This is a genomic window from Geobacillus sp. FSL W8-1251 (assembly GCF_038005945.1).
GTDB lineage: Bacteria > Bacillota > Bacilli > Bacillales > Anoxybacillaceae > Geobacillus > Geobacillus stearothermophilus.
Map to the genome: position 1 here is coordinate 98,733 of NZ_JBBOUF010000001.1, position 26,853 is coordinate 125,585.

Annotated in this window: 26 protein-coding genes and 3 pseudogenes; 14 read left to right on the plus strand and 15 right to left on the minus strand. The window is 52.5% G+C overall.

The features are described from left to right. Positions 1 to 6: 6 nt before the first annotated feature. Positions 7 to 216, minus strand: a complete 210-nt coding sequence (locus tag NSS88_RS00480; RefSeq protein ID WP_033010925.1) for a hypothetical protein — start codon at positions 214 to 216, stop codon at positions 7 to 9. Between the two features lie 161 nt (positions 217 to 377). Next, positions 378 to 824: a nitric oxide-sensing transcriptional repressor NsrR gene (gene nsrR / locus NSS88_RS00485; protein WP_033014120.1), complete on the minus strand. Its 447-nt coding sequence runs from the start codon at positions 822 to 824 to the stop codon at positions 378 to 380. A 172-nt stretch (positions 825 to 996) separates the two neighbouring features. Between nsrR and hmpA the strand changes: the two genes are divergently transcribed. From hmpA to NSS88_RS00525, 8 genes are all read left to right on the plus strand, one after another. Further along, entirely contained in the window at positions 997 to 2,232 is a 1,236-nt protein-coding gene (gene hmpA, locus NSS88_RS00490; protein WP_341082467.1) for an NO-inducible flavohemoprotein, read from the plus strand. A gap of 79 nt (positions 2,233 to 2,311) precedes the next feature. After that, positions 2,312 to 2,494: a hypothetical protein gene (locus tag NSS88_RS00495; RefSeq protein WP_152968898.1), complete on the plus strand. Its 183-nt coding sequence runs from the start codon at positions 2,312 to 2,314 to the stop codon at positions 2,492 to 2,494. Continuing rightward, positions 2,445 to 3,347 carry a formyltetrahydrofolate deformylase gene (gene purU, locus NSS88_RS00500; RefSeq protein ID WP_033014125.1) on the plus strand — a complete coding sequence of 301 codons (903 nt, stop codon included), beginning with the start codon at positions 2,445 to 2,447 and terminating at the stop codon, positions 3,345 to 3,347. The genes NSS88_RS00495 and purU overlap by 50 nt, the downstream gene beginning before the upstream one ends. A 109-nt stretch (positions 3,348 to 3,456) precedes the next feature. Next, a complete protein-coding gene (locus NSS88_RS00505) occupies positions 3,457 to 3,831 on the plus strand; it encodes a helix-turn-helix transcriptional regulator (protein ID WP_341082469.1) in 375 nt (124 codons plus the stop codon). A gap of 122 nt (positions 3,832 to 3,953) precedes the next feature. Then, positions 3,954 to 4,829 carry an ATP-binding protein gene (locus NSS88_RS00510; protein WP_061580968.1) on the plus strand — a complete coding sequence of 292 codons (876 nt, stop codon included), beginning with the start codon at positions 3,954 to 3,956 and terminating at the stop codon, positions 4,827 to 4,829. Between the two features lie 9 nt (positions 4,830 to 4,838). Next, positions 4,839 to 6,749 carry a nitric oxide reductase activation protein NorD gene (locus NSS88_RS00515; RefSeq protein WP_341082470.1) on the plus strand — a complete coding sequence of 637 codons (1,911 nt, stop codon included), beginning with the start codon at positions 4,839 to 4,841 and terminating at the stop codon, positions 6,747 to 6,749. Positions 6,750 to 6,766: 17 nt separating this feature from the next. Further along, a complete protein-coding gene (locus NSS88_RS00520) occupies positions 6,767 to 8,005 on the plus strand; it encodes a DHH family phosphoesterase (RefSeq protein ID WP_061580970.1) in 1,239 nt (412 codons plus the stop codon). A gap of 226 nt (positions 8,006 to 8,231) precedes the next feature. Further along, positions 8,232 to 8,426 carry a hypothetical protein gene (locus tag NSS88_RS00525; RefSeq protein WP_033014136.1) on the plus strand — a complete coding sequence of 65 codons (195 nt, stop codon included), beginning with the start codon at positions 8,232 to 8,234 and terminating at the stop codon, positions 8,424 to 8,426. A 440-nt stretch (positions 8,427 to 8,866) separates the two neighbouring features. On the opposite strand, the gene NSS88_RS00530 is transcribed toward NSS88_RS00525, so the two are convergent. Continuing rightward, positions 8,867 to 9,292, minus strand: a complete 426-nt coding sequence (locus NSS88_RS00530; RefSeq protein ID WP_015374844.1) for an NUDIX hydrolase — start codon at positions 9,290 to 9,292, stop codon at positions 8,867 to 8,869. Positions 9,293 to 9,759: 467 nt separating this feature from the next. Between NSS88_RS00530 and NSS88_RS00535 the strand changes: the two genes are divergently transcribed. After that, positions 9,760 to 10,893, plus strand: coding sequence for an IS4 family transposase (locus tag NSS88_RS00535; protein ID WP_121678437.1), 1,134 nt, complete (start codon positions 9,760 to 9,762; stop codon positions 10,891 to 10,893). Here NSS88_RS00535 and NSS88_RS00540 read toward each other — a convergent pair. The 3 genes and pseudogenes from NSS88_RS00540 to NSS88_RS00550 form a co-directional block, all read right to left on the minus strand. Beyond that, positions 10,880 to 11,671 (minus strand): DUF3800 domain-containing protein, encoded by a 792-nt coding sequence (locus tag NSS88_RS00540; protein WP_341082477.1) that lies wholly within the window; start codon positions 11,669 to 11,671, stop codon positions 10,880 to 10,882. The two genes, NSS88_RS00535 and NSS88_RS00540, sit on opposite strands and share 14 nt — an antisense overlap. A gap of 481 nt (positions 11,672 to 12,152) precedes the next feature. Then, positions 12,153 to 14,357, minus strand: a complete 2,205-nt coding sequence (katG, locus tag NSS88_RS00545) for a catalase/peroxidase HPI (RefSeq protein WP_341082479.1) — start codon at positions 14,355 to 14,357, stop codon at positions 12,153 to 12,155. A 133-nt stretch (positions 14,358 to 14,490) separates the two neighbouring features. Beyond that, a pseudogene (locus tag NSS88_RS00550) lies at positions 14,491 to 15,081 on the minus strand (PH domain-containing protein); the annotation flags it as partial. Positions 15,082 to 15,240: 159 nt separating this feature from the next. On the opposite strand from NSS88_RS00550, the gene NSS88_RS00555 reads away from it, so the two are divergent. After that, a complete protein-coding gene (locus NSS88_RS00555; protein ID WP_341082480.1) occupies positions 15,241 to 16,605 on the plus strand; it encodes an amino acid permease in 1,365 nt (454 codons plus the stop codon). Positions 16,606 to 16,656: 51 nt separating this feature from the next. On the opposite strand, the gene NSS88_RS00560 is transcribed toward NSS88_RS00555, so the two are convergent. The 5 genes from NSS88_RS00560 to NSS88_RS00580 all read right to left on the minus strand — a co-directional run bounded on the left by NSS88_RS00560 (position 16,657) and on the right by NSS88_RS00580 (position 20,361). Next, a complete protein-coding gene (locus NSS88_RS00560) occupies positions 16,657 to 16,833 on the minus strand; it encodes a hypothetical protein (RefSeq protein WP_230581318.1) in 177 nt (58 codons plus the stop codon). A 189-nt stretch (positions 16,834 to 17,022) separates the two neighbouring features. Next, positions 17,023 to 17,589, minus strand: coding sequence for a YdhK family protein (locus NSS88_RS00565; protein ID WP_061580971.1), 567 nt, complete (start codon positions 17,587 to 17,589; stop codon positions 17,023 to 17,025). Positions 17,590 to 17,715: 126 nt separating this feature from the next. After that, positions 17,716 to 18,273: a TVP38/TMEM64 family protein gene (locus NSS88_RS00570; protein ID WP_015374808.1), complete on the minus strand. Its 558-nt coding sequence runs from the start codon at positions 18,271 to 18,273 to the stop codon at positions 17,716 to 17,718. Between the two features lie 31 nt (positions 18,274 to 18,304). Next, positions 18,305 to 18,985 (minus strand): response regulator transcription factor, encoded by a 681-nt coding sequence (locus tag NSS88_RS00575; protein ID WP_055358988.1) that lies wholly within the window; start codon positions 18,983 to 18,985, stop codon positions 18,305 to 18,307. 2 nt (positions 18,986 to 18,987) lie between these two features. Continuing rightward, complete coding sequence (locus tag NSS88_RS00580; protein ID WP_055358969.1) at positions 18,988 to 20,361, minus strand: sensor histidine kinase; 1,374 nt, start codon at positions 20,359 to 20,361, stop codon at positions 18,988 to 18,990. Between the two features lie 216 nt (positions 20,362 to 20,577). On the opposite strand from NSS88_RS00580, the gene NSS88_RS00585 reads away from it, so the two are divergent. The 3 genes from NSS88_RS00585 (at position 20,578) to NSS88_RS00595 (ending at position 23,816) form a co-directional block, all read left to right on the plus strand. Further along, positions 20,578 to 22,671, plus strand: coding sequence for a DNA topoisomerase III (locus tag NSS88_RS00585; protein ID WP_341082487.1), 2,094 nt, complete (start codon positions 20,578 to 20,580; stop codon positions 22,669 to 22,671). A gap of 120 nt (positions 22,672 to 22,791) precedes the next feature. Continuing rightward, positions 22,792 to 22,989, plus strand: coding sequence for a hypothetical protein (locus NSS88_RS00590; protein ID WP_049626148.1), 198 nt, complete (start codon positions 22,792 to 22,794; stop codon positions 22,987 to 22,989). Then, a complete protein-coding gene (locus NSS88_RS00595; protein WP_033014158.1) occupies positions 22,989 to 23,816 on the plus strand; it encodes a serine/threonine protein kinase in 828 nt (275 codons plus the stop codon). Before NSS88_RS00590 ends, NSS88_RS00595 begins: the two co-directional genes overlap by 1 nt. A 180-nt stretch (positions 23,817 to 23,996) precedes the next feature. Here the strand turns inward: NSS88_RS00595 and NSS88_RS00600 are convergent, their stop codons facing one another. Beyond that, on the minus strand, positions 23,997 to 24,239 hold the full coding sequence (locus NSS88_RS00600; protein ID WP_049626149.1) for a hypothetical protein: 243 nt from the start codon (positions 24,237 to 24,239) through the stop codon (positions 23,997 to 23,999). 30 nt (positions 24,240 to 24,269) lie between these two features. Then, the gene (locus tag NSS88_RS00605; protein ID WP_033014171.1) at positions 24,270 to 24,536 is read right to left on the minus strand and encodes a hypothetical protein; all 267 of its coding nucleotides are present in this window, start codon (positions 24,534 to 24,536) and stop codon (positions 24,270 to 24,272) included. 153 nt (positions 24,537 to 24,689) lie between these two features. Between NSS88_RS00605 and NSS88_RS00610 the strand changes: the two genes are divergently transcribed. Beyond that, on the plus strand, positions 24,690 to 24,896 hold the full coding sequence (locus NSS88_RS00610) for a hypothetical protein (protein WP_033014172.1): 207 nt from the start codon (positions 24,690 to 24,692) through the stop codon (positions 24,894 to 24,896). 152 nt (positions 24,897 to 25,048) lie between these two features. Here the strand turns inward: NSS88_RS00610 and NSS88_RS00615 are convergent. Further along, positions 25,049 to 25,835, minus strand: a pseudogene (locus tag NSS88_RS00615) (ABC transporter ATP-binding protein). Then, positions 25,832 to 26,140 (minus strand): annotated as a pseudogene (locus tag NSS88_RS00620) (nitric oxide synthase oxygenase); the annotation flags it as partial. The pseudogenes NSS88_RS00615 and NSS88_RS00620, both read right to left, overlap by 4 nt. Positions 26,141 to 26,853 lie beyond the last annotated feature (713 nt).

The following is a 26,853-nucleotide window of genomic DNA, read 5'->3' on the forward strand; positions in this document are numbered from 1 at the left end:
ATGTTTTCACACCTTTCTAATCTTAATATATTCTTCGTCTTGTGGCAAACAAAGGGGATGTGATCGGCCGGTGCCGGACGTGTTCATCCCGCCGCCCATGTTCGACGACTGGTTGCGTTTTTCCGGCCGCTCCTCGTCTTGGCCGCCGCAGCCGGCACAAAGGCTGACCGCTAACGCGCAAATGGCGGCAAGCGGCATCATCCATCGTTTTCGCATCTTTTCCTCCTCCTTTCGTTTCCATCATAAACTGAGACGGCGGGCGACGACCACGACATCGTATGATTCCATCGTTCCGTCTCCCTTCATGCGGCGATGCTTGCTTATAGTGTGCCTGTTCGGCAAAAAATAACACTCCCCGGCACCCGGCCGGAGAGTGTCTATCGATCGCGCCGCTTTCCAAGCAAAGCACGAAGCGACGTACGGTTTTCAAGCAAATCAGCGAGCGTATACGCATCGAGCACACGCAAAAACGCTTCTAACGCCTCGCGAAGCGCAAAACGGAGCCGGCATGAAGGCGTCAGCACGCATTCATTACCGTGAGCGGCGAAGCACTCCACAAGCGACAAATTGTCTTCCGTCTCGCGAACGACCGCACCGATGACAATCTCCTCCGGCCGTTTCGCCAGGCGAATCCCGCCGTTGCGTCCGCGGATCGTTTCGATGTAGCCAAGCTTGCCGAGCTCATGGACGATTTTGCTTAAATGATGCTCAGAGAGGGAAAACGCAGTGGAAATTTCTTTGATATTTGTTTTTTCGCCTTCATCGAGCGTTCCTAAAAACAGCAGCACACGCAACGCATATTCTGTATAGTTCGTCAGCTGCATGGTCATCCACAACCTTTAGACAAGATGGTTGCTTCCATTGTATCACACCTGTCTGTGCGAGGGAATTGTGAACAATTTATTAAAGATGTATTTGAAATGTTGCTTTTTCACTATGCGTATGATTGAATAAAACATGTATTTAAAATACATGTTTTATGAGAGGAGATGAAACATGGCTAAGACAACGGCTTTGCACCCAAAAACGATTGAAATCGTCAAATCGACCGTACCGATGTTGGAGCAGCACGGCGAACAGATTACCAAACGGTTTTACCAATTGATGTTTTCGAACCATCCAGAATTGTTGAATATTTTCAACCATGCCAACCAAAAACAAGGGCGGCAGCAACGCGCCTTGGCGGCAGCCGTGTACGCGGCAGCGCGCTATATCGATCAATTGGACGCCATTTTGCCGGTCGTGCGGCAAATCGGCCATAAACACCGGAGTTTAGGCGTTAAACCGGAACAATACCCGATTGTCGGAAGGCACTTGCTGCTAGCGATCAAAGACGTGCTCGGCGACGCTGCCACTGATGACGTGATAACGGCTTGGGCGGCAGCGTATGAAGCCATTGCCGCTGTTTTCATTCAAGTCGAGAAGGAGCTCTACGATGAAGCTGCGGCCAAGCACGGCGGCTGGCGCGGTTTCCGCCGCTTTGTCGTCACAAAAAAGGTGAAGGAAAGCGACGTCATCACGTCGTTTTATTTCGAGCCGGAAGACGGCGACGCCATCAGCGACTATTTACCAGGTCAATACGTGAGCGTAAAACTGGACATCCCTGGTGAAACGTATACGCACATTCGCCAATACAGCTTATCGGACGCCCCCGGCAAAGGGTATTACCGCATCAGTGTCAAACGGGAAGCAGCAACAGCGGAAAAACCAGCCGGCATCGTGTCGAACTATTTGCATGACCACATTCACGAAGGCGATGTCGTCGAGTTAAGCGCTCCAGCCGGCGAGTTTACGCTCGACTTGACACACGAAACGCCGGTTGTGCTGATCAGCGGCGGCGTTGGGGTCACTCCGCTTTTAAGCATGGCGAATACATTGGCCATTCGTCAGCCGAATCGTCCGGTGACGTTTCTTCAAGCTGCCCTAAACGGCCGCGTGCAAGCCTTTGACGAAGAGTTGCGGGCATTGGCCAAACGCCCGTCGTTTGCCTACCATCTCTGTTACGAATCGCCGTCTGAAGACGACCGCCGTCATCCGCATTTCGGCAAAGAAGGACGGATCGACCTTGCTTGGATGAAAACGGTCATTCCGACTCGCGACGCTGACTTTTATTTCTGCGGCCCGGTGCCATTTATGAAAACGGTCTACCGCGCCTTAGCAGAGTGGGGCGTGCCGGAAGAACGCATCCATTACGAATTTTTCGGCCCGGCCGGCGATTTGACGAAAGACTGATCACGGGCAGACCAAAGGGTGTCTCCTACATAACGAGACACCCTTTGATCTGCCATTTTATTCGAGGGGAGATGTTCTTTTGAATATCGCCCCTTCCGCCGCAGGGGCAAAGGCGGCTTTTCTTGCAAAAAAGATGGACCGTGCAGTTGGCAAGCGGATGATTTTTTTGTATGATGAAAACCAAACGACGGAAAGAAAAGGGAGAGAACAACATGACGACATTTCGCCAACATCGCTGGCAATCATTTTTGCAAGGCTATGAAGATCGCGCCCGCCTGCTCATTTCCTGTCCGGATCGTCCAGGTATTGTCGCTGCGGTCACGTCCTTCTTGTATGAGCAAGGCGCCAATATCGTCGAATCAAGCCAATACTCGACCGATCCGAAAGGGGGTACGTTCTTCCTCCGTTTGGAGTTTGACTGCCCGAACATCACGGAACGAAAAGACCAGATCGAAGCGGCCTTTGCCCCGATCGCCGCTGAATTTCAGATGCGTTGGCAGCTTCGGCTGCACAACGACATTCGGCGAATCGCGATTTTTGTCTCCAAAGCTGAGCATTGTCTGCTTGAACTTCTTTGGCAATGGCAGGCGGGAGAGCTGATCGCCGACATCGCCCTTGTCATCAGCAACCACCCCGACTTGCGCGAGACGGTCGAGTCATTTGGCATCCCTTATGTGCATATTCCGGTGACGAAAGAAACGAAAGCGGACGCCGAAGCCGAACAAATCCGTCTGCTTCGCGACTATCAGATCGACACCATCGTGCTTGCCCGCTACATGCAAATTTTGTCGCCGGCGTTTGTCGCTGAATTCCCGGGACGGATCATCAACATCCACCACTCATTTTTGCCCGCCTTTATTGGCGCGCGTCCGTATGAGCGGGCGTATGAGCGCGGCGTCAAATTGATCGGCGCCACATCGCACTACGTCACCGACGATTTGGATGAAGGGCCGATCATCGAGCAAGACGTCGCCCGCGTGGACCACCGCCACCATCCCGACGATTTAAAGCGGATCGGCCGCCTGATCGAAAAAACCGTGCTCGCCCGGGCGCTCAAATGGCATTTGGAAGACCGGGTCATCATCCACGGAAACAAAACGATCGTGTTTTATTGAACCCAAGCGGGAGAGGATTTTTCCTTTCCCGCATGGTATAATGAAGATAAGCAGGATTTGGCCGCCCAAAGAGCGAAATTTCATCCGTAGGGAAGGAGGGAAAAAGCCTATGGGAGAAAAACGGACGCCCAGCGGTTTTCTGTTAAAACAACGTGCGTTTTTAAAACTGTATTTAATCACGTTAACGGAACAAGAACGGTTGTATGGACTGAAGCTGCTTGATCTGCTGCGCCAAGAGTTTAAACCGTTCGGCTACCAGCCGAACCATTCCGAAGTGTACAAAGCGCTCCACGATTTGATTGAAGACGGCATTTTAAAGCAAGTCAAGCAGAAAAAAGAAGGCATGAAGTACCAAGAAGTTGTGTACTACCGCTTCGCGGAAGGGGGGCAGGAAAAGGCGAAATTGTACAAACGCCAACTGAAAGCGGAGCTGGACCGGTGTGCGGCGCTCATTCGCAAGGCGATTGAGGACAACTTCAGTTGAGGGCGCCTCTTTTTTGTATGTATTTACATAACATTTTTATGGTTAATTCTGTTTGTTTTGCATCCCACCGAACGATTTAGTAGAATGGGAGAAGGACACGACAGCAGAGAGGAAGACGTAGGATGTTGACATGGCCACAGGTTGTCATAAGGGAAATGGAAACACGAAAAGCGTTATTCCGCCATGATCCAGATCACGCGCTGATCGGCTCCGGCGGGTATACGGCGGAAGACGAAGCGATCGTGCACGATGCGGCCATCGCCCTGGCGCTTGGAAAAAACGTACTGTTAAAAGGTCCAACCGGATCGGGGAAAACGCGGCTAGCGGAAACGTTGTCCGCCTTGTTCGGGCAGCCGATGCACAGCATCAACTGCTCTGTGGACCTTGATGCCGAGGCGCTGCTTGGGTTTAAAACGATCGTGCACCGCGACGGCCAAGCGGTGATCGAATATGTGCCCGGTCCGGTCATCCGGGCGATGGAGAAGGGGCATTTGCTATACATTGATGAAATCAATATGGCCAAACCTGAGACGCTGCCAATCTTAAACAGCGTGCTTGACTATCGGCGCCGCCTCACCAATCCGCTCACTGGCGAGGTCGTCGAGGCGAAGCCGACGTTTGGCGTCATTGCGGCGATCAACGAAGGTTATATCGGCACCGTGCCGCTCAATGAAGCGTTAAAAAACCGCTTCGTCGTCATCGATGTCCCATATGTGCAGGGGGAGACGTTAAAATCGGTCATCATGGCACAAACTACATTAACAGACGATGCGTTGATCAACCGTTTCGTCGCCTTGTCAGCCGACTTGCTGGCGCAGGTGCGAAACGGGCAAGTGGCAGAAGAAGTGGCTTCCGTACGCGCCTTGCTCGATGCGTGCGATCTGGCGGTGCATATCCCGCCGCTGCGCGCCATTGAACGAAGCATCATCGACAAGCTCGACGATGAACGGGAGCGGGCGGCGGTGCGCAATATCGCGGAAACATGGTTTGACGAGTAGGAGGCGGCCATGGAACGGTTTATGATGTTCAACGATCGGCCGATCGATCCGTTTTTGGTGATGCAGCTCGCCGATCTCGCCCGAACGCTCGCCCGCCGTCCTGACATGACGGTCGAGTTCGCCGCCCATTCCGGGATGCATCCGGTTAAGCCAACGGTGTACGTCAGTCAGTTTTGGGATGTGTATCCGCCAAAGGAGAAAGAAACGGCGATGAAAAGCGATGTCGCCTTGCGCGTCATCGGCACGCGGCGGCATACGGACCTAGCGGCGGTCCGCGCATTTCGGCAAGCAGCCGAAGCGCACCCATGGCCGAAACTGGCGAAACAGCTGTTTTCGTTGGCTGAGGATCTTCGTGTTGAGGCCCTCTGCGAGCGGGAACGGCCCGGGGTGAAACGTTGGTTTCGCACGCGCCGCCGCCTTTACCGTCGCTACTTCACCCAGCAATGGCAGGCAAACCAAACCCGCGGCGCCGCCGCCGATCAATTTTTGGCGGCGATGTATTTGCGGCTGACCGCCGACTCGCCGCTTGATGACGTTCCGCTCGCTCCGATGGCGGATGAAACGGTGCAGGCGCGCCTTGACGCGCTGTGGCCGCAATGGTTTGACGCGATGTCCACCGCGGATACGGCCCGCTGGGCGTTAGCCATCGTCGCATTGATGGAAGAGGCGCTTGCCGGTGACATGGTGAACGCTTACACCTCGCTTCCATTTGTCGATGACGGGGACGATGAACCGAAGGTGATGGTTCGCGATTTGAAGCGGGTCGATCCGTTGGAAAACCGTGATGCAGCGGAAAATCCGTCAAACGGCAAAGAGCACCAGGAAGTGCTGTCGACGTGGCACCGGGAAACAAGCCGGCCGAATGGGAATTTTCTCCGCTTTGAGTTGGAACGCGGCACCCGCACTGGCATGCTTGGCGACGGGGCGAGGCCGGGGGACGATGGCGACCAGGCGCTCGCCATTGTCCAAGGAACGTCCCAGCCGGCGAAGCGAAACGAATACGGCCTCGAGGCGGCAGCCGCATTCCAGGAACATCGACTAGCCGGAGGCGGTGCTCCATATGGGGAAGCGAACCGCCAGGCAGCCATCATTGTTTTTTCTTCCCCGCCGCCAAGTCGTGACGAACGGGACGAATACCGCAGCAAACAGGCGGCGGCCGCGCCATACCGGAAGCGGCTTGTGCGCGTGATGGAGCAATGGCTCGAACACCAACGCAGCACGTGGCGCACGAACTTGCCGGCCGGACGGCTGCGCAAACAGCTCATACCGTTTTTCACCGACGAGCGGCCGCGCCTGTTTTACAAAAAAGGCGAGCCAGCGCGGCGGTTCAACGCAGCGTTCGGCCTGCTCGTCGACTGCTCGGCGTCCATGCACGATAAAATGGATGAAACGAAAACGGGGCTCGTTCTCTGCCACAACGTGCTTCAAACGTTGCGTGTGCCGCACCAGATCGTCGGGTTTTGGGAAGACGCCAACGAGGCAACCGCGGCCAGACAGCCGAATTACTTGCAAGTGGCTGTTTCGTTCCGCGAGTCGTTGGACCCATCAAGCGGCCCGGCGATCATGCAGCTTGAGCCCCACGAAGACAACCGCGACGGGCTGGCGATCCGCTGGATGACTGAGCAACTTCTCCGCCGCCCGGAAACGCAAAAAGTGTTGCTCATCTTTTCTGACGGGGAACCGGCCGCCTATGGCTACGAACAAAACGGCATTATCGATACGCATGAAGCGGTGGCCGAAGCGCGGCGGCGCGGCATTGAGGTTGTCAACCTTTTTTTAGGCCGCGGGGCGGATGACGAATCGACGCGGCGGACGATTGAAAACATTTACGGCCGCTTTCGCGTTTTCGTTCCACAAGTGAGCGAGCTGCCCGACCGACTGCTTCCGCTTTTGAAAACGTGGCTGCAAAAAAGCTTGTAACAAAAGGATGGGAATCGATGATCAAACTATTTACCGACAGCGATTTAGACGGCATCGGCTGCGGATTGCTCGCCAAGCTGGCGTTTGCCGAGGTGAACATTTCGTTTTGCTCGTACCGGAACTTGGATGAACGGGTCAGCCAGTTCTTGCAAAGCGAGGAAGCGAATGGCGCCATGCTGTTTATCACCGACCTAGCCGTCGGCCAGGAGGTGGAGCAGCAGCTCGCCGAGCGGGCCAAGCGCGGCGGCCATGTGCAAGTCATCGACCACCACGTGACCGCGCTTCATTTCAACAGCTATCCATGGGGATGGGTCGCGCCCGAACGGGAAGACGGCAAAAAAACATGTGCAACCTCGCTCTTTTACGATTACCTCGTCCGCGAAGGAAAACTGGCGCCTAACGAAACGTTGGATGCGTTTGTCGAGCTCGTCCGCCAGTACGACACGTGGGAATGGGAAGAAAATGGGAATTTGCAAGCGAAGCGGCTCAACGATTTGTTCACCATTCTCGGGCTCGACGGCTTTTGGGAGACGATGAGCGAGCGGCTCGCCTCCGGGGAGGCGTTCGCCTTGACGGAGACGGAAGAGTTGCTTCTGGATATGGAAGAAAAGAAAATTCAACGCTACATCCGACAGAAGCAAAAGCAGCTCGTTCAGCGCTGGATCGGCGATTACTGCATCGGCGTCGTGTTCGCTGAACGCCATCTGTCGGAGCTTGGCAACGCCTTATCCAAACGGCATCCGCACCTAGATTTGATCGCCCTAGTCAATCTCGGGACAAAACATATCGGGTTTCGCACCATCCATGACAATGTCAACGTCGCCGAATTCGCGAAGCAGTTTGGCGGCGGCGGCCACCCGAAGGCATCGGGTTGTTTTGTGGATGACACGACCTTTCCGCTGTTTGTCATCGAGACGTTCCCGCTTGCGCCTGTTTATGGCGATGCGGAACAAAACCAACTGAACAAGCGGGAAGAGGCAGAAGGCGTGTTTTGGACGAATCATCAGGGCCAGTGGTGGTTAAGCTGCCAGACGGAACAGGGATGGACATGGTATGCCGACGGGGGAGAGGCTCGCACCTTTCCCGATGAAGCCGCGGGCGAGCGATGGTTAAAGCGGCAGTTTGCTGCAGGGCTCGCCTACGACGCCGCTGTGCTAGAGTTTTTAAGTGTGCGGCTTGGGCGGGACAAAGACGCCATCCAAGCCGACTATCCGTCGGCTGTCAAACAATACAAACATCAAACCGGCATCGAATAAGGTGCCGGTTTTCTTTGCGGCGACAAGAGAGATCGCTGGCTTTGCAGCATGGCGGCAGGCTGATTCCGACGGTGACAACGAACATACTACGTGACACGGCGGCCCATTCCGCCAGCCATTTTTTCATAGTGCCGCGGCACAGAAAATGTTAACATAATTGTAACAGTTTTTGTGTTTAGAAAAAACAGTTTCTGATTATAATAAGTACTTAGGGAGGTGAAGAAGGGTGAAACAGTACGTCTTTTCCTTTTACACAGACCAAGGAAGAACGTCTGTCTGGGATGAGGCGATTTCGGCATCCGGGATGATGGAAGCCTTTTCAAAAGCTCGACGGCTACTCATCAAGTACAAACAAGAGAAAGGCATACCGGTTCGCGTTCGGTATAAAGGCGTCCGCTATCGCCACACCGACATTGCATAACGTTGAAAGTTAAAAAGAAAGGATGGGAGCATGCCTTTCCTGCGACAATCGACACGCAGCGGGTAACGTGCAGTGTTTCATGAACCACTCAGGAACACTGCACGTTTTTATTTTATTTGCATCCGCACGCCATTCAACTCGGCAGGAGAAAGGGACAAGCCCAGCCACTGTCAAACGATCAGGAAGGATTGCGGTGAAACACATACATGTCCGCTGCATGCGTATGTTGCAAAAGCGCTCATTCATGACGGATGTCGTTGTTTTTTTTGTTTTTTGTCTCACTATCAAAAGATTACTTTTTATTGAGACAAAACCGAATATAACTTCCTATAATTTATATTATGTTAACTTAAGACGGGAAAAAGAGAGAAAGGAACGTCACGATTCCCTCTACTCCCCCCTCGACTCGCTGCAACCGCAGCGCAGTGAAAAGCAGAAAACTATATGTAGTTCAATATTTCACGAGGCGCAAAGTTGTCGATTTTCTGCAATTCGTCTTTGCTCCACCATTTGAGTCCTTTCAGTGTGTCTTTTTCGTTCTTTGTCATATGTTCGATAGACAACACCGTATCGGATTGGATCGTAACGTGATAATAAATTTCCCGGCTAATAAAAGAACCTTGTTTTCCTTCAATCCATACATCCAGTTGGAATATGGGGCCACCGAGAAGATCAACCACTATGCCTAGTTCTTCGTATAATTCCCTTTTTAAAGCTTCAGCTGGGGTCTCGTTTTCTTCAATGCCCCCTCCTGGAGTAACCCATAACACTTTGTTCCCTACTACATCCCGAAATTCAAATTGCTGAAGAAGAATTTCGTTTCGCTCATTGATGATCACTGCTCTAGCACATTTGCGTATCCTCATCGGGCGCTCCTTTCCAGATCTATTTTACAGATGCAGCCGGCCATGACTGCCGAACTCGGGTTTCATAAATGGCCCGAATTCGAACGTCCATGATGGGAAAACTCCTTCTTTTCTTTGTGTGTCAAAGATTCATATTTATTGATAAAAAAAACTAACTAAGAGAATCATAAAATAGAATAATTCCTACCCCGCCCTTCAATCTGATCCTTGTATCCGATCAGTGTGTTCTTCATGGTATTCGGATAGCCTGTCTTGAGTCTAAGCTCTTTTAGAGGCATCGCTGGATTCTCAACCATGATCTTTTGAATTCGTATTATTTCTTGTGAATCATATGCTGCTTTATAAGCCATAAAAGGTGATACATCAGGCGTGTTGATTATCCAATAAAATCCAAAGGGTATAGAAAAAAGAGCACCTTTCCTGTAGAATGTGAGTAGCAACACAAACAAACCCAGGAGGTGCTCTCTATGAACAAGCATACCACACTCCCGAATTTGATGCAAAAACTTGTTTCGGATGAAGAGATTCAACTGATTGCCGAAGCGGTTGGGTATCGTGATTCGTCTCGAACCTTTACGTTGCGCGAGTTGATTCACTTCTTCCTGCTGGCCGCCATGCATCAATGGAAAAGCTTTCGCCACGGAGCCGATGTGGGGCCTCTGTATGGATTGCCGCGATTCCATTATTCCACAGTATCCAAGAAAGCGAAAGAAGTTCCCTATGACATCATGAAACGCTTGTTGGCGTTGATCATTTCCAAGTGCAACCGCCAAACCCGCCGTTCGCTTCGGTTTCCCAAACCGCTTCGGGTGGTGGATTCGACGACCGTCACGGTCGGGAAAAACCGCCTCCCATGGGCTCCGTATCACGGCGAACGCGCCGGAGTGAAGCTGCACGTCGCGTATTCGCCGGAATCCTCGTTGCCGGCAGACGTGGTGGAAACCATCGGACTGCGTCATGATGGCCCGGTGGGAGAACAGTTGACGAACGCTCAACAAGTGCTGGTGGAAGACCGGGCGTATTTCAAAATCGAACGCCTCGATCGATTTGTGGAGCAGCATCAGCTCTTTGTCATTCGGATGAAGGACAACATCGAACTTCATCAGAAAAAAAGCTTGAACCGCCTTCCGAGCGCATCTTCATCGGTTCAAGCCGACTTCACGTGCCAGTTGGGAACGAAACAATACCGCTCCACCAAGCGTCACCGGGTAGTGATCTTTCGAGATGCGAATGGCCGCGACATTCGGGTCGTGACGAACCTCTTCCATGCGTCTGCGGAAACCATTGCCGACATGTACCAACAACGTTGGACTGTTGAGATCTTTTTCCGTTGGGTGAAGCAATATCTGAATGTCCCGACCTTGTTTGGCACGACGGAAAATGCGGTATACAACCAACTGTTTGCGGCGTTCATCGCGTATGTGTTGCTGCGATGGCTGTATGATCAAACCAAAAAACGGACGAACGTCTCTCTTTCCTTCATTTCGTTTGTTCGCCGTTTTTTCTCTGGGCAGCTTCCTCTCGATTGGAAATCCGGGATGGCCGCTGCTTTGTTTGAGTATGCCCAAATTTATGGAAGGCGTATGTCTAATTTTGGATAATCAACACTCGTGGTGATACATAGTCGCTGATATTGACAAAGGTGAGTTCTTCGTGTCCCGTCCATTTATATAGTTTGATTTGCTGTTGAAACTTCATTAAGTTATTTCCTTCAATAAGGAACCGGTATATTAAATCACTTTTTATCTTGGCAGTATTGGACGATTCAAGATAATTTTGTTCCAACAAAAATATAACCATCCCCATAAATGTATCCACTATTTGCAAAGGTATTGATTTAACAGAGTTTTGAGAAAGAACATTAACAACGCGGTAATTTTTATTGCGATAAGCCGAATGTGCGTTCATCTGTTCAATGATTTTCGTTTCAAGAAAAAGCTTATCATACTCATCATTCTGGTCTACCTTAATCTTCACCTTAATCGTTCCAGATTCTTGACTTGATAAATCCCGAGTCATTCCATAAAATAATCTTTCCGGTATTTTGATATAGAATAAGTTTCTTAGTTCAGTCGCCGTTAATCCGATTTTCTGTGCCGCATACAAAGCATCCCTATTATTAACGGTTAGAATATTAATCTGTACATTCTCATTAATAACCGTATGAAGAGTTTGAAAATATTTCTTGACAAGGTTGTCTTTCGTATACTCTCGAAAATGAAGTTCACTAAAAGAATTACACTGTTTAAAGATGTTTCGAACTTGCTTAACAACCCTTGCCATTGCGGCATCGGTTCCTCCGTAAGCCCCATAGTAAGAATAGTTAGCGTTAAACTGGTCGAGTTTATTGCTCTCATCAAAATAGATTAAGTAGTGCATATTTAAAGTAAACTCCTTTACTTTCCATACATAAATTCATTTTGTGTTGACTAAAACACGTTTATACCTTACAATCATAAAAAGAAGGTGTTGTTTTCCCCGCCGCCGTTGGGCAGGGCTGATAACATCTCAACGTACGGAAGGATAGCTTTTCCCCGCCACCGTTGGGCAGGGCTGAGCTGTCTTTTTATTTTGACGTGAACGTTTGTCCTGTCCCTTTCTCTATGCTATTTGATCTTGATTTGATTCTGCCGCAATCATACTGAAAAACACATAATTTGTCAATAAAATACATACTATTCTCAAAGATTCTCCAAAGGCTCTTTTCTCTCTGCAAATCTCTGACACATAAGCATAAAAACAGGTAATTGAGCGCTCTAGTTTCCTTTCAACGAATCTTTCCCTTTTGATCCACAACAAGTCTAAGAAATATAAAAAAACAGCTTGCCCCTTAAACGGACAAGCTGCTTTTTTTGCCTGGTTAAACTGTGACCGACTCTTTGGCTTGTTTCAAACGAATGTCAAAGCGGTCGGCGTTCATCACTTTCACCCAAGCGTTGATAAAGTCGCGGACGAATTTTTCTCGGTTGTCATCTTGGGCGTAAAATTCGGCGTACGAACGAAGGATTGAGTTGGCTCCGAAAATAAGGTCAACCCGGGTGGCCGTCCACCGCACTTCGCCCGTTTTCCGGTCGCGGATTTCATAAATGCCGCTGTCTGTCGGCACCCATTCGTAGTTCATGTCGACTAAGTTGACAAAGAAGTCATTCGTCAGCACCCCGACGCGATCAGTGAAAACCCCGTGCGGGAGATCGCGATAGTTCGCGCCCAACACCCGCAAGCCGCCGATGAGCACGGTCATCTCAGGTGCGGTCAACCCTAGAAGCTGCGCTTTGTCGATGAGCAATTCTTCCGGACCGACGCTGTACTCTTTATTTTGATAGTTGCGGAATCCGTCGGCAAACGGCTCCAGTACGGAAAAGCTCTGGACGTCAGTTTGTTCTTGCGTCGCATCACCCCGTCCTGGAATAAACGGCACTTTGACATCAAAGCCAGCGTCGCGCGCCGCCTTTTCAACCGCCGCGCTGCCGCCAAGGACGATCAAGTCGGCGATGCTCACCTTTTTCGGCAGCTCGCGCTGGATGTCTTCATACACCGAAAGCACTTTGGCGAGCCGCTCTGGTTCGTTCACTTCCCAATCTTTTTGCGGCGCAAGGCGTATGCGGGCGCCGTTGGCTCCGCCTCGTTTATCGGAGTTGCGGAACGTGCTGGCTGAGGCCCAAGCGGTTTTGACGAGTTCACTAACCGTCAGACCCGAGTTCAAAATCTTCGCTTTGATTTCTTCAATTTCGGCATCGGTCAATTCATAGTCGACCGTTGGAATCGGGTCCTGCCAGATGAAATCTTCTTCCGGCACTTCCGGACCTAAGTATCTCGTTTTCGGCCCCATATCGCGATGCGTCAGTTTGAACCAAGCGCGGGCGAACGCATCCGCGAACTCATCCGGATTTTCATGGAATCGGCGGGCGATTTTTTCGTACTCCGGGTCAAACCGAAGCGCCAAATCGGTCGTCATCATCATCGTCGGAACTTTTTTCGACGGATCTTCGGCATCCGGAGCCAAGTCTTTTTCATCCGGGTCGACCGCCATCCATTGCCATGCCCCGGCTGGGCTTTTCGTCAGCCACCAGTCATAGCCAAACAGCATGTCAAAGTACGACGTATCCCACTGGGTTGGCGTCGGCGTCCAAGCGCCTTCAATGCCGCTTGTGATCGTATCGCTCCCTTTCCCTTTTCCGTAAGAGCTGATCCATCCCAGCCCTTGCGCTTCAATCGGGGCGGCTTCCGGCTCGGGACCGACGTGCGTGGCAGGGCCGGCGCCGTGCGCTTTTCCGAACGTATGACCGCCGGCGATCAAGGCGACCGTTTCTTCGTCGTTCATCCCCATGCGGCGGAACGTCTCGCGAATGTCGCGCGCTGCCGCTTTCGGATCCGGCTTGCCGTCAGGGCCTTCCGGGTTGACATAGATCAGCCCCATCTGCACAGCCGCAAGCGGATTTTCCAGTTCGCGATCCCCGCTGTAGCGTTCCGAAGCGAGCCACTCTTTTTCCGCGCCCCAATAAATGTCTTCTTCCGGATGCCATACGTCTTCCCGGCCGCCGCCAAAGCCGATCGTTTTGCCGCCCATCGATTCGATGGCGACATTGCCGGCCAAAATCATCAAGTCAGCCCAAGAAATTTTGTTGCCGTATTTTTTCTTGATCGGCCACAGCAACCGCCGCGCTTTATCCAAGTTGGCGTTATCCGGCCAGCTGTTTAACGGAGCAAAGCGCTGCGTGCCGGTCGAACCGCCGCCGCGACCGTCGCCGATGCGGTACGTTCCCGCCGAATGCCACGCCATGCGAATGAACAGCGGTCCGTAATGACCATAGTCGGCCGGCCACCAATCTTGGCTTTCTGTCATCAGTTTGCGCAAATCTTCTTTGAGCGCCCAGTAGTCGAGTTTTTGAAACTCCTCGGCATAATTGAACTCTTCATCATGAGGATTCGTTTTTCGGTCGTGTTGATGGAGAATGCTTAAGTTCAGCTGGTTCGGCCACCAGTCTTTATTGGTTGTTCGATTTGAGTTGTAGCTTGTGACGCTGCCGTGATATGGACATTTGGAAGCATTTTGTTGGTTCCCCATTATTTCTTCCCCTTTCTATCTTTCTATAATTGATAATGATTAGTACATTAGAATTATAATAAATTAATATTTAGTAGTAAAGTATAAAAAATATTTTTTTACATACAATATTTGTTTGCGGCTGGCGCTTGGGCGACAAAAACCCACATAAAGCGGCAACCACGCCAAGCGCTCCACCGCTTGTCAACGAAGCCACCCCTATTTCTTTCGCCGATAAGGCAAACAGAGCACGATGTGGACGGTTCGCGGATGGTTCTGGATGGGCGGCGGCTCCCACCTTGTGTTTCGCCTGTTCCACGCATCGTTGCAGGCAGCGGGCTTCTTCCTTTGATATGGCCCGAAGCGTCACTTCTGCTTCACCGAGGGCATCACCCGCCGCCTCAACATGTACTTGAACCACTCCCGCCATCCGTTGCCATATCCCCTCTGTCACTGAAATCCCATGGATGCGCTCGAACGGAATCGAACGTCTTTTGCGGACAAACACGCCTTCCTCCACGAGCAAGCGGTCTTCATCCCAAGCGTAGGTAAAGCGGAGCCAAGACAGAACCCCCATCACCACCTTGTATACGACATCCGCCAGCGGCACGATGAAATCCCGCCAAGAGAAGCGGTTCAGACTGCCCGCCACCATGATCACAAGGAGCGGAACGACCATGTTTTTCAGTTCTTTTCCGACTCCCGCCATAATCGCAACGGGATGAAGGCAGCGTCTAGGCGTCATCTTCATCCACCAATTTCCATGTTGGCGATGCCTTTTTTCGACAATCGTTGACAGAACAACTGAACTATTATATTCTGAAATTATCTTTTTTGCTTAACCGCATAAAAGCAAAAAAGCACATCTATGAATCAACATTAGAGCAGAAAGGTTGTTGTCAACATGGAACAATCCCGTCCTCAGCTGCAAAAAGGACTATTGCCCCGCCACGTTCAGCTGATCGCGTTAGGAGGGATGATCGGCACCGGCATTTTTAAAGGAAGCGCCGAGACCATTCATACCGCTGGACCAAGCGTCGTGCTCACGTACTTGATCGGCGGCGTGCTGTTGTTTTGGATTATGGCTGCACTGGCCGAGATGGCGATCGCGTATCCGGGTTCGAACGTTCAACATTTGATCCGCCGGGCGTTTGGCTTTCGCCTGTCATGGATCATCGGCTGGCTGTATTGGATCAATTGGACGTTGGTCACTGTTGTCGAACTGCTGGCTGCCGGCAGCTTTCTGAACTATTGGGTTCCGTCTGCGCCGTTATGGCTGCTTGCCCTCCTGTGCGCGTGTCTGATCATGGGGTTGAATCTTTTCCCTGTGAAGTATTACGGGGAAGCGGAATTTTGGCTGGCCGGCCTGAAAGTGGCGGCGCTAGTGGTGTTTATCGTGCTCGGGGCGGGCGTATGGGCTGGCGTGATCCCAAGCGGCATAAGCGGCTCATTTCCGTCTGCCAGCGACGGCGGATGGTTTCCGCACGGGTTTGCCGGAACGCTCAGCGCCTTGCTTATCGTGATGTTTTCCTATGGCGGAGCGGAGCTGATCGGGGTGGCGGTGACGGAGATGAAAGACGCCGAGCAGGTGCTGCCGCGCGTCATTCGCACCACAATCTGGCGGGTTGTCGGCTTTTATCTTTTGCCAATGGCCATCATTTGCGGCATTATGCCATGGAACACCGTTTCGGAAACGAACAGTCCCTTTGTCCAAGTGTTGGAAGCGATCGGGTTGCCCGGCGCGGCCCATGTCATGAACGCGGTGTTGCTCATTGCCGTCTTATCGGCGGCCAATACAGGCGTCTATGCGACTTCTCGGTTGCTGTACACCATGGCTGAACAAGGAGAAGCAAGCCGCCGCTTGCAGCGGACGACGAAACACGGGGTTCCGCTGTACGGGATGGGCATGGTCGCCATCTGCATCGCCGCTGGCGTGATCGGCGCCTACTTGGCGCCCGGGCGAATCATCGGGGAATTGATGACGATTCCTGGGTTTACCGTGCTCATCGTTTGGATGATGATCGGCGCCGCTCAGCTGAAGCTGCGGCCGCACTACAAAACGAAGCCGTTTTTCCGAACGAAAGGGTTTCCGTACACAACGATGGCGGCGGTCGGGGCGCTCGGGGCGATTTGGCTTGGCTTTTTGCTTCAAAGAGAGCATCGAATCGGTTCGCTTCTCTGCGTGGCCGTCTTGGTTCTCTTATTCATCTATTCCACTGTCAAAGAAAAGCAGCATCAAGCAACAAAAGCGCCCGGGCGAACGGCGTAACCAAACCGCCTCTTTTCGCTCGGGCGACAGCTAGAGACGGGCGTCCTTTCATCATAGACGGCGCCCGTCTTCCTTTTTTCGTGTCCAACCGTTCCCACGATATTCGTCCCATGCCCGCCAGGCCATGATCGCCATGCCGAGCGCGAGAATCAGCGCCTGTCCGTCCATCCGGTGTTCCGTCCATAAGTGATGCCCTGCCGCTCCGATGCCGTAAAGCACCCAAACCACTGAAAACCACATAACTCCCAACCAAAATCTCCGCATCGTTTCTCCCTTTCTTTCTCCCGTTTTGAAAAAATAGGGGATTTTCGTATAATTATACCACAATTTTCACAAATGAGCCGAAAAAAACAAGCCATTCCCCTATGCTCCAAGGGAAATGGCTGCGCGTTTTGCGGAAACACCGATGATGATTCGTTAGTTGGCCGGCGACAGCTCGTCTTCGGTCACCCATTTGTGGTTGGTCACTTTTTGACCAGTTTCCGTATCGATGTAATCGACCATATACACCGTCGTTTGTTTCGCCGAATCAATGACTGCTTTGGCCCCTTTCATCCCTTCCATGTGATCGGCATTCAAGACGACTTCATCGCCCGGCTGGAACGGTTTGTCTCCGGCGTTTTCGATTTCTTCGTGAACGACCCATTTATGGTTTTTCACTGGGTCCCCGCCTGTAGTTGGGGTGTATGTGACCGTATAGACGATCGTGTCAAAGGCACCGGTGACAGTCGCCTTGGCTCCATCCATTCCCGGCATATGGTCGGCATGGATGATGACTTGGCTTCCAACCGGATACTTTGGTTGTTTTGCCTCCTTCAATCCGGCCGGCACCTCTTTGGAGCCCGAGTGATTCATTCCTTCATGCCCGGTGTGAGAAGCTGTATGTTCCTTTGGCGCTTTGTTGTCGTTGGCACCGGTGCAGGCCGATAACAAGAGCGCTGCCATAACTGAAGTTGTTCCCAATAACATTTTCCAGTTTTTCATCGTTTTCACCCTCCTTGCCTTGTTAGCATACCGGACTTTTGTGCAGATTTTGTGGAGATGGCCTTGGATTTGCCGCTAAAGGCCGTATGGCGCCTAGGCTGACTGTCCTTTTGGGCGGGGGCTGTTTCACCCCGCTGCTTTTTGCCCTATCTTTCGCCAGACGAACCACAAAAGAACGATCGATGCAACAGCGAGCATCAGTTTGCCCGCCCAGGCGGCCTCGAGGAATTGATGGACGGCATACGCTTCCATCCATAAAGCCGGGAGCTTGCCGAGTGAGCTAGCCGTTGCAAACACAGAAAGAGACGTGCGGCCGATGGCAGCAACGAACGTCACCGCCCCGGATGGCACAAACGGCAACAGTCGAAGCGCGAAAATAAGCCCAAACGCCTCCTTGCCACTTGCATGGAGCAACGGCTTCACCTTGGGATGGGAAAGCCATGTCGTCTCGCTCCATCGGCGAAGTCCTTTTCGATACAAGACAAACGAGACGACCGCTCCGATCGCCTCGCCGGCAAACGACACCCAAAAGCCGGGCCAAAATCCGAAAACGGTCAAATTGGCGGCAGTTAAAAAGGCGCTTGGGACGACTCCGAGCACGCTGATCACCACATTGCAGGCTAGACTCAAGAAGTACGCCGCTCCGCCGTATGCTTGAAGGAACTCAATCATCCGTTCTTCCATTTGACCCAAACGCCTCTCTTTCCGAAAATGGTTATGACTTGCGCCCTTCCCATTTGTAGCCGACGCCCCAGACCGTCTGCAAATAGTCGTCCACTGGGAACCCCGCTTTCCGCAATTTTTCGCGGATGTTTTTCATGTGGGAGTCAACGGTCCTCTCTTCCGTATCAGCGAGATAGCCCCATAGCGATGCGATGATTTGCCCGCGGCTGAACACCTGATTCGGGTGCTTTAACAGCAGCCCCAAAATGGCAAATTCTTTCGGCGTCAACGCAATCGGCTTATCTTCGTAGCGGACCGTATGTTCCTCTTCGTCCCATACAAGCCCGGCCGCGCGAATGGCGGAACGACCGCCAGCTGTACGGCGCAGCACCGCTTCAATGCGAGCAAGCAGTTCCCCCTCGTCAAACGGTTTCGTCACATAATCGTCCGCTCCGATTTTCAATCCTTGGACAATATCCGCCGTCTCATCGCGAGCGGTGACCATCATGATCGGCACATTCGAAAACGATCGAATGCGGCGGCACGTTTCCCATCCGTCGAGTTCTGGCATCATGACATCAAGCAGCACCAAATCGGCGTGATGGCGCCGCAAATAGTCAATGGCTTCCGCCCCTGAACGCCGTTTCACGCAACGGTAGCCGTTCGGCGCTAAATACAATTCCAATAAATCGAGCATCCGCTCTTCATCATCAACCAACAGCAAGGTATACATCATTATCCCTCCGGCAGCGTAATGAGGATGGTCGTTCCTTTTCCTTGTTCGCTTCGAGCAGCGATCGTTCCCCCGTGCGCCTCGACGATTTCTTTGGCAATCGCCAAACCGAGTCCGGTCCCGCCGCTTGTCCGCGACCGCGATTTGTCAACCCGATAAAACCGCTCGAAAATCCGGGGCACATCTTCCGGTGGAATACCGGTTCCTTCATCGGACACGGCAATGACGATTCCTTGCTTTTGAAGGTGAACGGCGACGGCCACCGTCGTGCCAGAAAACGCGTACTTTCGTGCATTGTCAAGCACATTGATCATCACTTGCTCGAACCGCTGCCGATCAATCGCAGCCATGACCGAACCGGGGCACTGGCACACAAGCGACAACGATTTTTCCTGAAACGCGGGGCGCAGTTTTTCACACAATTTTGTCAAAAACGAACAAAGATTTGTCGGTTGCTTTTCAATCTGGAACGAGTGTTGCTCCAGTTTGGCTAATTCAAACAAATCTTTGACCATCTTTTCGATCTTTTCCGCTTCTTCGTAAATGATCGCCATATAGTTCGCCCGTTGCTCCTCAGACAGATGCGGACGCCTAGCAATGTCGGCGTATCCTTTCACATACGTCAGCGGCGTGCGCAATTCGTGAGAGATGCTCGCTAGAAATTCGCTCCGCTCTTGTTTCAAATACGCCAAATCGTTGGCCAGCGTTTGAATCGCTCTCCCGAGTTGCGCCAGCTCGTCGTTGCCTTTCATCTCGAGGCGGACGGAAAAATCCCCCCGGCTGAGCGCTTCGGTCGCTCGCTTCATGCGAAGGAGCGGCATCGTGATGGCGCGGGAGAAAAAGGCGATGGTCAACACGGTGATCGCCACCGACAGCACGCCAACGACAATAAAATGATGCTTCAGTTTATACACCATCGTCCGGATCGAGCGAGTGTCTTGAAACATATACACATATCCCCTTGTTTTCCCCCCGATTTGAATCGGGCTGACGGCTGCGATATGCGACGCCCGCTTCCAGTCGGTTTCGACCATCATTCCCCGGCGGGGAATATGACGGCCGTTCGTTAAAGGAATGAGGCGCTTGGCAAACGGAACAATGCCGCTAGATGCCGATACAATTCGGCGCCGGGCGTCCGTGATGGCGACATCGGTTTCCGCCTCTGATTCCATCATCACGACATGCGCCAACGTCGTTCGATCGTTATTTTTCTCCAAGACGTTGCGGTGGCTGTTTCCCCGCGCTATCAGTTGCGCGAATTCTTCCTCGATGCGCGCATGGACGAGCGTAGCGTAGAGGGAAACGAACAGCACCATTTCAATGGCCAAGACAAAGGCAAAAAACAGCATTCCGAGTTTCCATGACAGTTTTCGCACGGATTCCTCTCCTCATCCATCAAGTCCGAGTGTCATTTCAATTTTACTATTTTATTTGGCAAATGTGCAGAAAGTGTGGAGATGCAGCTTTGCGCCACGCCAAGGCGTCTTGTCCCGCCAAGGAGACAAACCTTGACGGATGCGTCTTTTTCCTTCTTCCTTTATACTTAAGAAGCAGACTATGCTCATGTAGAGACGACAGAAAGGGGTTTATCGATGAAATCGCTCGTGTTAGCGGAAAAGCCGAGCGTCGCCCGCGACATCGCCCGCGTGCTCGGCTGCAAGCAAGCACATAAACATTATTTTGAAGGAAAGCAGCACATTGTCACCTGGGCACTCGGCCATTTAGTGGAGCTGAAGATGCCGGAAGACTACGACCGAAAATACGAAACATGGCGGCTGGAGGACTTGCCGATCATCCCAAAGAAAATGGGCTTGAAAGTCATTCGGCAAACAAGCCACCAGTTTCGCGCCATTGAACGGTTGGCGAAACGACCGGATGTGAAAGATGTCATCATCGCGACCGACGCGGGCCGCGAGGGGGAACTGGTCGCGCGCTGGATTTTAGAGATGATCGGTTGGACGAAGCCGATTTGGCGGCTATGGATTTCGTCGCAAACCGACCGCGCCATCCGCGACGGCTTCCGCCAACTCAAGCCCGGGGTGCAGTTTGAACGCCTGTATCAATCGGCCGTCTGCCGCGCGGAAGCCGACTGGCTGATTGGGTTAAACGTCTCGCGCGCCTTGACGACCAAATACAACGATCCGCTCTCAGCCGGGCGGGTGCAGACGCCGACGCTTGCGATGATCATCGAGCGCGAACGCGAGATCCAATCGTTCGTTCCCGTGCCATATTGGACAATTCGGGCCAAGATCGGGTCCATCACAGCCGTATGGGAGCGGCATGGCGGACATCGTCTGTTTGACCAAGACGAGGCCAACCGGCTGATGACTCGTCTCAAAGGCCAGCCGGCGCGCGTCACATCGATCAAACGGAAACGAAAAAGCGAGTCCGCCCCGTTGCCGTATGACTTGACCGAACTGCAGCGGGACGCAAACAAGCGGTTTGGCTTTTCGGCGAAAAAGACGCTCTCGGTGTTGCAGCGACTGTACGAACAACACAAGCTTGTCACGTACCCGCGCACCGATTCGCGTTATTTGCCAAGCGATATGGAAGCGACGATGACCGAGCGGTTGTTGGCGATGAAATCCGGTTATGAGGACGTCATCGTTCCGCTTCTCGCCAAAGGCAAAGCCAAAGCAGCCAAGCGGGTATTTAACGATGACAAAGTAACCGATCATCACGCCATCGTTCCAACGGATGAGCGGCTCGACCTTAGCAGGCTGTCCACTGATGAGCGCAAGCTGTATGATCTCATCGCCCGCCGTTTTTTGGCGCTTTTCTACCCGCCGCATGAATCCGAAACGACGACAGCCGTCTTTGACATCGGCGGCGAAACGTTTGTCGCCAAGGAGACGGCGGTTGTCAACGCCGGATTTCAAGCCGTTCTCAGCAAAGAAGACAACAAGGCCCAACCAACGTTGCTGCATCTCGCGGAAGGCCAGACGCTCCCATCAGTGCAACTTGAGCTGGAACAATCGTTCACGGAACCGCCTGCCCGTTATTCGGAAGCTGACTTGCTCGCGCAAATGGAGAAATACGGGCTCGGCACGCCGGCGACAAGAGCGGACATCATCGAACGGCTGGTTGAAACCGAAGTGGTCGAGCGAAAAGACGGACGGTTTTATCCGACGAAAAAAGGGAAACAGCTGATTGAGCTCGTCAATGAAGAGCTGAAATCGCCGGAATTGACCGCCCGCTGGGAGCGGGAGCTGGAGGCGATCGCCCGCGGGAAAGGAAATCCACAACAATTTTTGGCCAACATCCGCCGGCAAACGCAGCAGCTCGTTGCCGAAATTAAGCAAAGCGAGCAGGTATACAAAGCGCCAAACCTCACGAATCTGACGTGTCCAGAATGCGGCGCGCTTTTAAAAGAGCGGAAAACGAAAGACGGACGGATGCTTGTCTGCTCGAACTTACAATGCCGCTACCGCCGTCGGCGCGATCCGAAACTGTCGAACCGCCGTTGCCCGCAATGCCACCGGCGTATGGAAATGCATGAAGGAAAAGCAGGACTTTATTTCCAATGCCGCCCGTGCAATATTGTCGAAAAAGCGGACGAGACCAAACGCATTGCCGCCAAAGGCAGCGAACGGGCGCTGCTGAAAAAATACAGCCCGGCCAACGAATCGTTTGGCACGAGTTTAGGGGAGCTGCTCAAGCAGGCGTTGAACGAAAAAAAGGAATGAGGTTGCCGCACCGCGCTAGGGGCTAATGCCCCTGGCGGTTTCTTTTTCATCTTTGAATCTGAAACCTCCCTCTCATTGCCTCGTATATATAGATAAATCTATCACAAAGGAGCGATCACGATGTTGAAAAAATGGCTAAAATCCCTTTTCGGCCATCCCCATCATCCGTCGCACTACCATAAACATTACAGCAGCAGCGACCACCATTATTGCAACCCGACGTATCATTCGCACCACCACCCGTCCCAGTACGGGCATCATCACTACAAAAAGAAACATCATAGCGGCAGCTTCTTCTCAAGCTTTTTCGGCAGCTGATGAAACGGTTTTTTGAACGCCATCCGTTCGTTTCCCGCTGGGTTGATCGGCCGCATCGGGGCGGGAAGGTGCTTTTGGGCCGCTATGAAATCATCGAAGAGCTTGGGATGGGAAGCTACGGCATCGCCTACAAAGGGCGCGATCACCTGACAGGCCGTCTTGTCGTCATCAAACAAGCGCGGCGGACAAAAGGCGAAGACGGCCGCCGCTTGCTTCAACGCGAAGCTGACGTGCTCGCCCACCTGCGCCACCCGCAAATTCCGAGGCTGTATGATCGGTTTGTGGAGCGCGGACAGCCGCATCTCGTGATGGAGTATATCGACGGAGAAACGGTGGAAGACCAGATTTTCAAGCTGGAAGCCAAGTACACGGAACAAGAGGCGTTTCGATTGTTAAAGAAGGTGCTTGAGGTCGTCCGGCACGTCCATGCTTTCGGCATCGTCCACCGCGATTTGCGCATCTCGAACATCATTTGGCGCGATGGAACGGCGGCGATCATCGATTTCGGCTTGGCCTGCCGCATCGGCGAACCGGTGGATTTCCGCGATGACGACCCGCTTGAGAAACGGTTGCGGCGCGAACCGCATCCACGAAGCGATTTCTATGCCCTTGGACACTTCACCTTGTTTTTATTGTATTCTGCCTATGAACCGACAAGTGACGAGGAAAAAAGCTGGGAAGAAGAGCTCGATTTATCACCAAACGCTCGTCGGATCTTGCGGAAAATGCTGCAGCTGGATGCGCCGTATGACCATGTTGACGAGTTGATCGACGACGTGGATCAGTTGCTCGCAGAACCCATCCGGAATCAAGCAGGGGCGCTTTGACGTTTGATCGCACCGTTCCCCGACCAGCCACCCCTTTTCCCCATTTGGAAAGGGGGCTGTTTCAACACCATGCTGTTAAGGAAAAAAGAGGAGCCGCAGTTTTGGCTCCTCGTTTATCCATCGATAAGGTCAGCGGCGCTACTGGTGGTTCGGCCTTCATCATCTCCCCTGTCTTGAAATTTAGAAAAAGAACGATCGACACACGGAATCCAATGACTGCAACCGCTCGATCAGCCCCTGCAAATCGCACGTATGGAGCGTATCGCTCAGTTCGCGGCCTTCCTCCGTCACCAAGTACAAGTGAATTTCCATGCATCCGTCCCAGCGAACGTTGGCGTCAAGCCACCCATCTTCGCTCTCGAGCTCCAGCCCGACCGTCTCCCCTTGGTCATTTTCGTGTTTTGTTTTGATGACCCATACCATCCTTTGTTCCGCCCTTTCCTGTTCGCCGCCTCACTCTTGTTGTTCCGCCCCGATTCCTGACACCGGGGAGCCAGTGGACGTATGTTCATTCACCCAACGGAGTGCCGCGTCCACCACTGCATCGGCGTCAGAAAGCTGGGTGCGGTGCTCAATGATCCAATTGAGCCCGTCTTGCGGATCAAGGTTATGTTGTAAACATTCCACCAAAAATGATTGGACACATGCCACATCGCTCCACTCCCACGCTCCGCACTGGCGGCGCCAAATCGCTTCGATCGCATCTTTCCCAAATTGCATTGAGTTCCTTCCCTCCTGTTGCCCATATTGTCATCCATAGTATGCCTACAACAGATGACAGGGCTCCACAAAAGAAATTGGCGGGAAAGGATTTGATTTCCATTTGTACGGCATCCATCAATGGCCATACTGAGAATATGGAGGTGTTGGTTCATGAGAGAACCTTGGGAAGAACGCAGCGCCGCTTCCAACCTGCCGCGCTATACCCCGGGAATCGGCGTTCCCGATGAAATGAGTCCGATTCGCGATATCGCCCGCGGCTTTGAAAACGGACGGCCGCCGGTCATTGAAATCACGCCCGCTGACGGCCGCCAACAAGCGGACGATATCGATTTTCCGCCCGTTGACCGGGCGTTTTGAAACGTCGAGCCACAAAAGAGGATGTCACGCTGCTTGGCGGACATCCTCTATGCGTTGATGGCGCTATGCGGGTTGAAAATTGAGAAACAGGTGGAGCTACCATTATTTTGTACTAAATCACCAACCTCCTAGCGGTGGAGGAATCGGCCGGCTCAGCGGCGCACAGACGCCCACGGCCGCCCGTTCTCCCAATGAACGCGCATATGGAGGCGAAACGCCGCTGAAAGCCGCTCATCGGTCAGCACATCCTCTTTTCGCCCAGCGGCGGCAATGCGCCCGTCTTGCAAGAGCAGCACATGGGTGATCGATCCCACAATCTCTTCAATATAGTGGGTGACGTATAATACATGGCACGGACGGGACACGACCTGTTCGATCAAGGAAAGCACTTCTTCACGCGCCAATAAGTCTAGGCCAACGGTCGGCTCGTCCAAGATCAGCAGCTTCGGATTCGCCATCAACGCTCGGGCGATCAATGTTTTTCGCTTTTCTCCTTGCGACAGCGTCGCGTATCGCTTCCCTTTTACCGCTTGCAGGCGGAACGATTCCATCAATGCCTCCGCTTGATCCCGGATCCTCGCTAGTTACTGCATCATACAGGCCAATCGTTGCAAACTTGCCGCTGATGATGACATCTTCAACTGTTTCCGTTTGCAGCGTGTCGTGAAATTGATCAAGGAGCGCGCTGCTGACAAACCCGATGTGCCGGCGCAACTCCGGCAGACTCGCCTGTCCAAACCGATAGCCCAATACTTCAACATCCCCGCTCGTCGGGTACTGATAGCCGGTGACGATATTGAGAAGCGATGTTTTCCCGGAGCCGTTTAGTCTAAGAATCGCCCATTGCTCGCCTTCTTTTACTTCCCAGTTTATATCGCGCAAAATCATGCGCTCTCCTCTTGCCCATGACACATCGCGCATGCGGATGATGACGGTCATTGTTCCTCTCCCCTTTGTGGTTCGTATGGACGGTCCTGATAGAAAAAGTTGGGCAGCATCATCGTGTTGTCATACGACCGATGAAAAATGTGCGTTGTTGCCGGAGAAAGAGGCGGAATCAGCCATGTCCAATCGCCGGTGACATGGCGGCCGGCTGCTTTCTCTTGCTGTTCAAACAACTGAAATTGGCGCGCGGCGGTATGATGGTCAACGATGCTGACGCCCGCCTTTTTGTAGGAATACAAAACCGCGATATTCAATTCGACCAACGCCTTGTCTTTCCATAATGATGCGTTGGAGTTGGTGTCAAGCTATGATAAACTGTTCTGCTTTTGTCATCAACTGCTCATCGTGCTGTCTGAGCTTATCGCTCTCGATCGTTACCATATATGCTTCTTTTCCTCCACTTCGCCGTCATTCCAATTCCAATCAAGAGGCAAATTCCCCCGACCCACCACATTTGCTCGATAAACATCGAAATCGCCAAAAAAATGAGCGCAAAACCAAGCAGTCGACGGATCGACATGATTCTCTCCCCTTTTCCCCGCCATCGAGCGCTCTCCCATCGCGCAAAAGCAGCAGTGAACAATGCTTGGGAGACGTCTATCCTACGGGGCAATTGAGAGTCAACTACCCCCACTTCGCGAACGCTTGAAGTGGGGGCTTGCAACTCCCCAGAAGTGCAAACGGACTTCGTCCTCCTTCCTTGACTTGGGGTTGCATCAGGGGGCAGGTTGACGACTGCCCAACGACGCAGGTCATGCCTGCATCGTTACCGATTCTCTCGGTGTGTCTGTTGGCAGTACTTGGCTTCCACACACAACAGACAGACCTACGCTCGATGTTTTGCGGTTGCAACGTTTCCTGCAACCAACTCCATACATCGAGCAGCTGTGATTGGAGTGCCTTTATTGAACGGTTTTCTCCATGCCTTTATTCTATCATACACAAAAGAAAGGGGGAACACACATTCCTCTCCCACTTACTCCCTTTGGTCGTTGAAGTGGGAGTCTCCTGC

Coding starts and splice junctions, on each gene's coding strand:
- NSS88_RS00480 (WP_033010925.1), bottom strand. CDS start 216: ATGCGAAAACGATGGATGATGCCGCTTGCCGCCATTTGCGCGTTAGCG.
- nsrR (WP_033014120.1), bottom strand. CDS start 824: ATGCAGCTGACGAACTATACAGAATATGCGTTGCGTGTGCTGCTGTTT.
- hmpA (WP_341082467.1), top strand. CDS start 997: ATGGCTAAGACAACGGCTTTGCACCCAAAAACGATTGAAATCGTCAAA.
- purU (WP_033014125.1), top strand. CDS start 2,445: ATGACGACATTTCGCCAACATCGCTGGCAATCATTTTTGCAAGGCTAT.
- NSS88_RS00505 (WP_341082469.1), top strand. CDS start 3,457: ATGGGAGAAAAACGGACGCCCAGCGGTTTTCTGTTAAAACAACGTGCG.
- NSS88_RS00510 (WP_061580968.1), top strand. CDS start 3,954: ATGTTGACATGGCCACAGGTTGTCATAAGGGAAATGGAAACACGAAAA.
- NSS88_RS00515 (WP_341082470.1), top strand. CDS start 4,839: ATGGAACGGTTTATGATGTTCAACGATCGGCCGATCGATCCGTTTTTG.
- NSS88_RS00520 (WP_061580970.1), top strand. CDS start 6,767: ATGATCAAACTATTTACCGACAGCGATTTAGACGGCATCGGCTGCGGA.
- NSS88_RS00530 (WP_015374844.1), bottom strand. CDS start 9,292: ATGAGGATACGCAAATGTGCTAGAGCAGTGATCATCAATGAGCGAAAC.
- NSS88_RS00535 (WP_121678437.1), top strand. CDS start 9,760: ATGAACAAGCATACCACACTCCCGAATTTGATGCAAAAACTTGTTTCG.
- NSS88_RS00540 (WP_341082477.1), bottom strand. CDS start 11,671: ATGCACTACTTAATCTATTTTGATGAGAGCAATAAACTCGACCAGTTT.
- katG (WP_341082479.1), bottom strand. CDS start 14,357: ATGGGGAACCAACAAAATGCTTCCAAATGTCCATATCACGGCAGCGTC.
- NSS88_RS00555 (WP_341082480.1), top strand. CDS start 15,241: ATGGAACAATCCCGTCCTCAGCTGCAAAAAGGACTATTGCCCCGCCAC.
- NSS88_RS00565 (WP_061580971.1), bottom strand. CDS start 17,589: ATGAAAAACTGGAAAATGTTATTGGGAACAACTTCAGTTATGGCAGCG.
- NSS88_RS00570 (WP_015374808.1), bottom strand. CDS start 18,273: ATGGAAGAACGGATGATTGAGTTCCTTCAAGCATACGGCGGAGCGGCG.
- NSS88_RS00575 (WP_055358988.1), bottom strand. CDS start 18,985: ATGTATACCTTGCTGTTGGTTGATGATGAAGAGCGGATGCTCGATTTA.
- NSS88_RS00585 (WP_341082487.1), top strand. CDS start 20,578: ATGAAATCGCTCGTGTTAGCGGAAAAGCCGAGCGTCGCCCGCGACATC.
- NSS88_RS00590 (WP_049626148.1), top strand. CDS start 22,792: ATGTTGAAAAAATGGCTAAAATCCCTTTTCGGCCATCCCCATCATCCG.
- NSS88_RS00595 (WP_033014158.1), top strand. CDS start 22,989: ATGAAACGGTTTTTTGAACGCCATCCGTTCGTTTCCCGCTGGGTTGAT.
- NSS88_RS00600 (WP_049626149.1), bottom strand. CDS start 24,239: ATGGTATGGGTCATCAAAACAAAACACGAAAATGACCAAGGGGAGACG.
- NSS88_RS00605 (WP_033014171.1), bottom strand. CDS start 24,536: ATGCAATTTGGGAAAGATGCGATCGAAGCGATTTGGCGCCGCCAGTGC.
- NSS88_RS00610 (WP_033014172.1), top strand. CDS start 24,690: ATGAGAGAACCTTGGGAAGAACGCAGCGCCGCTTCCAACCTGCCGCGC.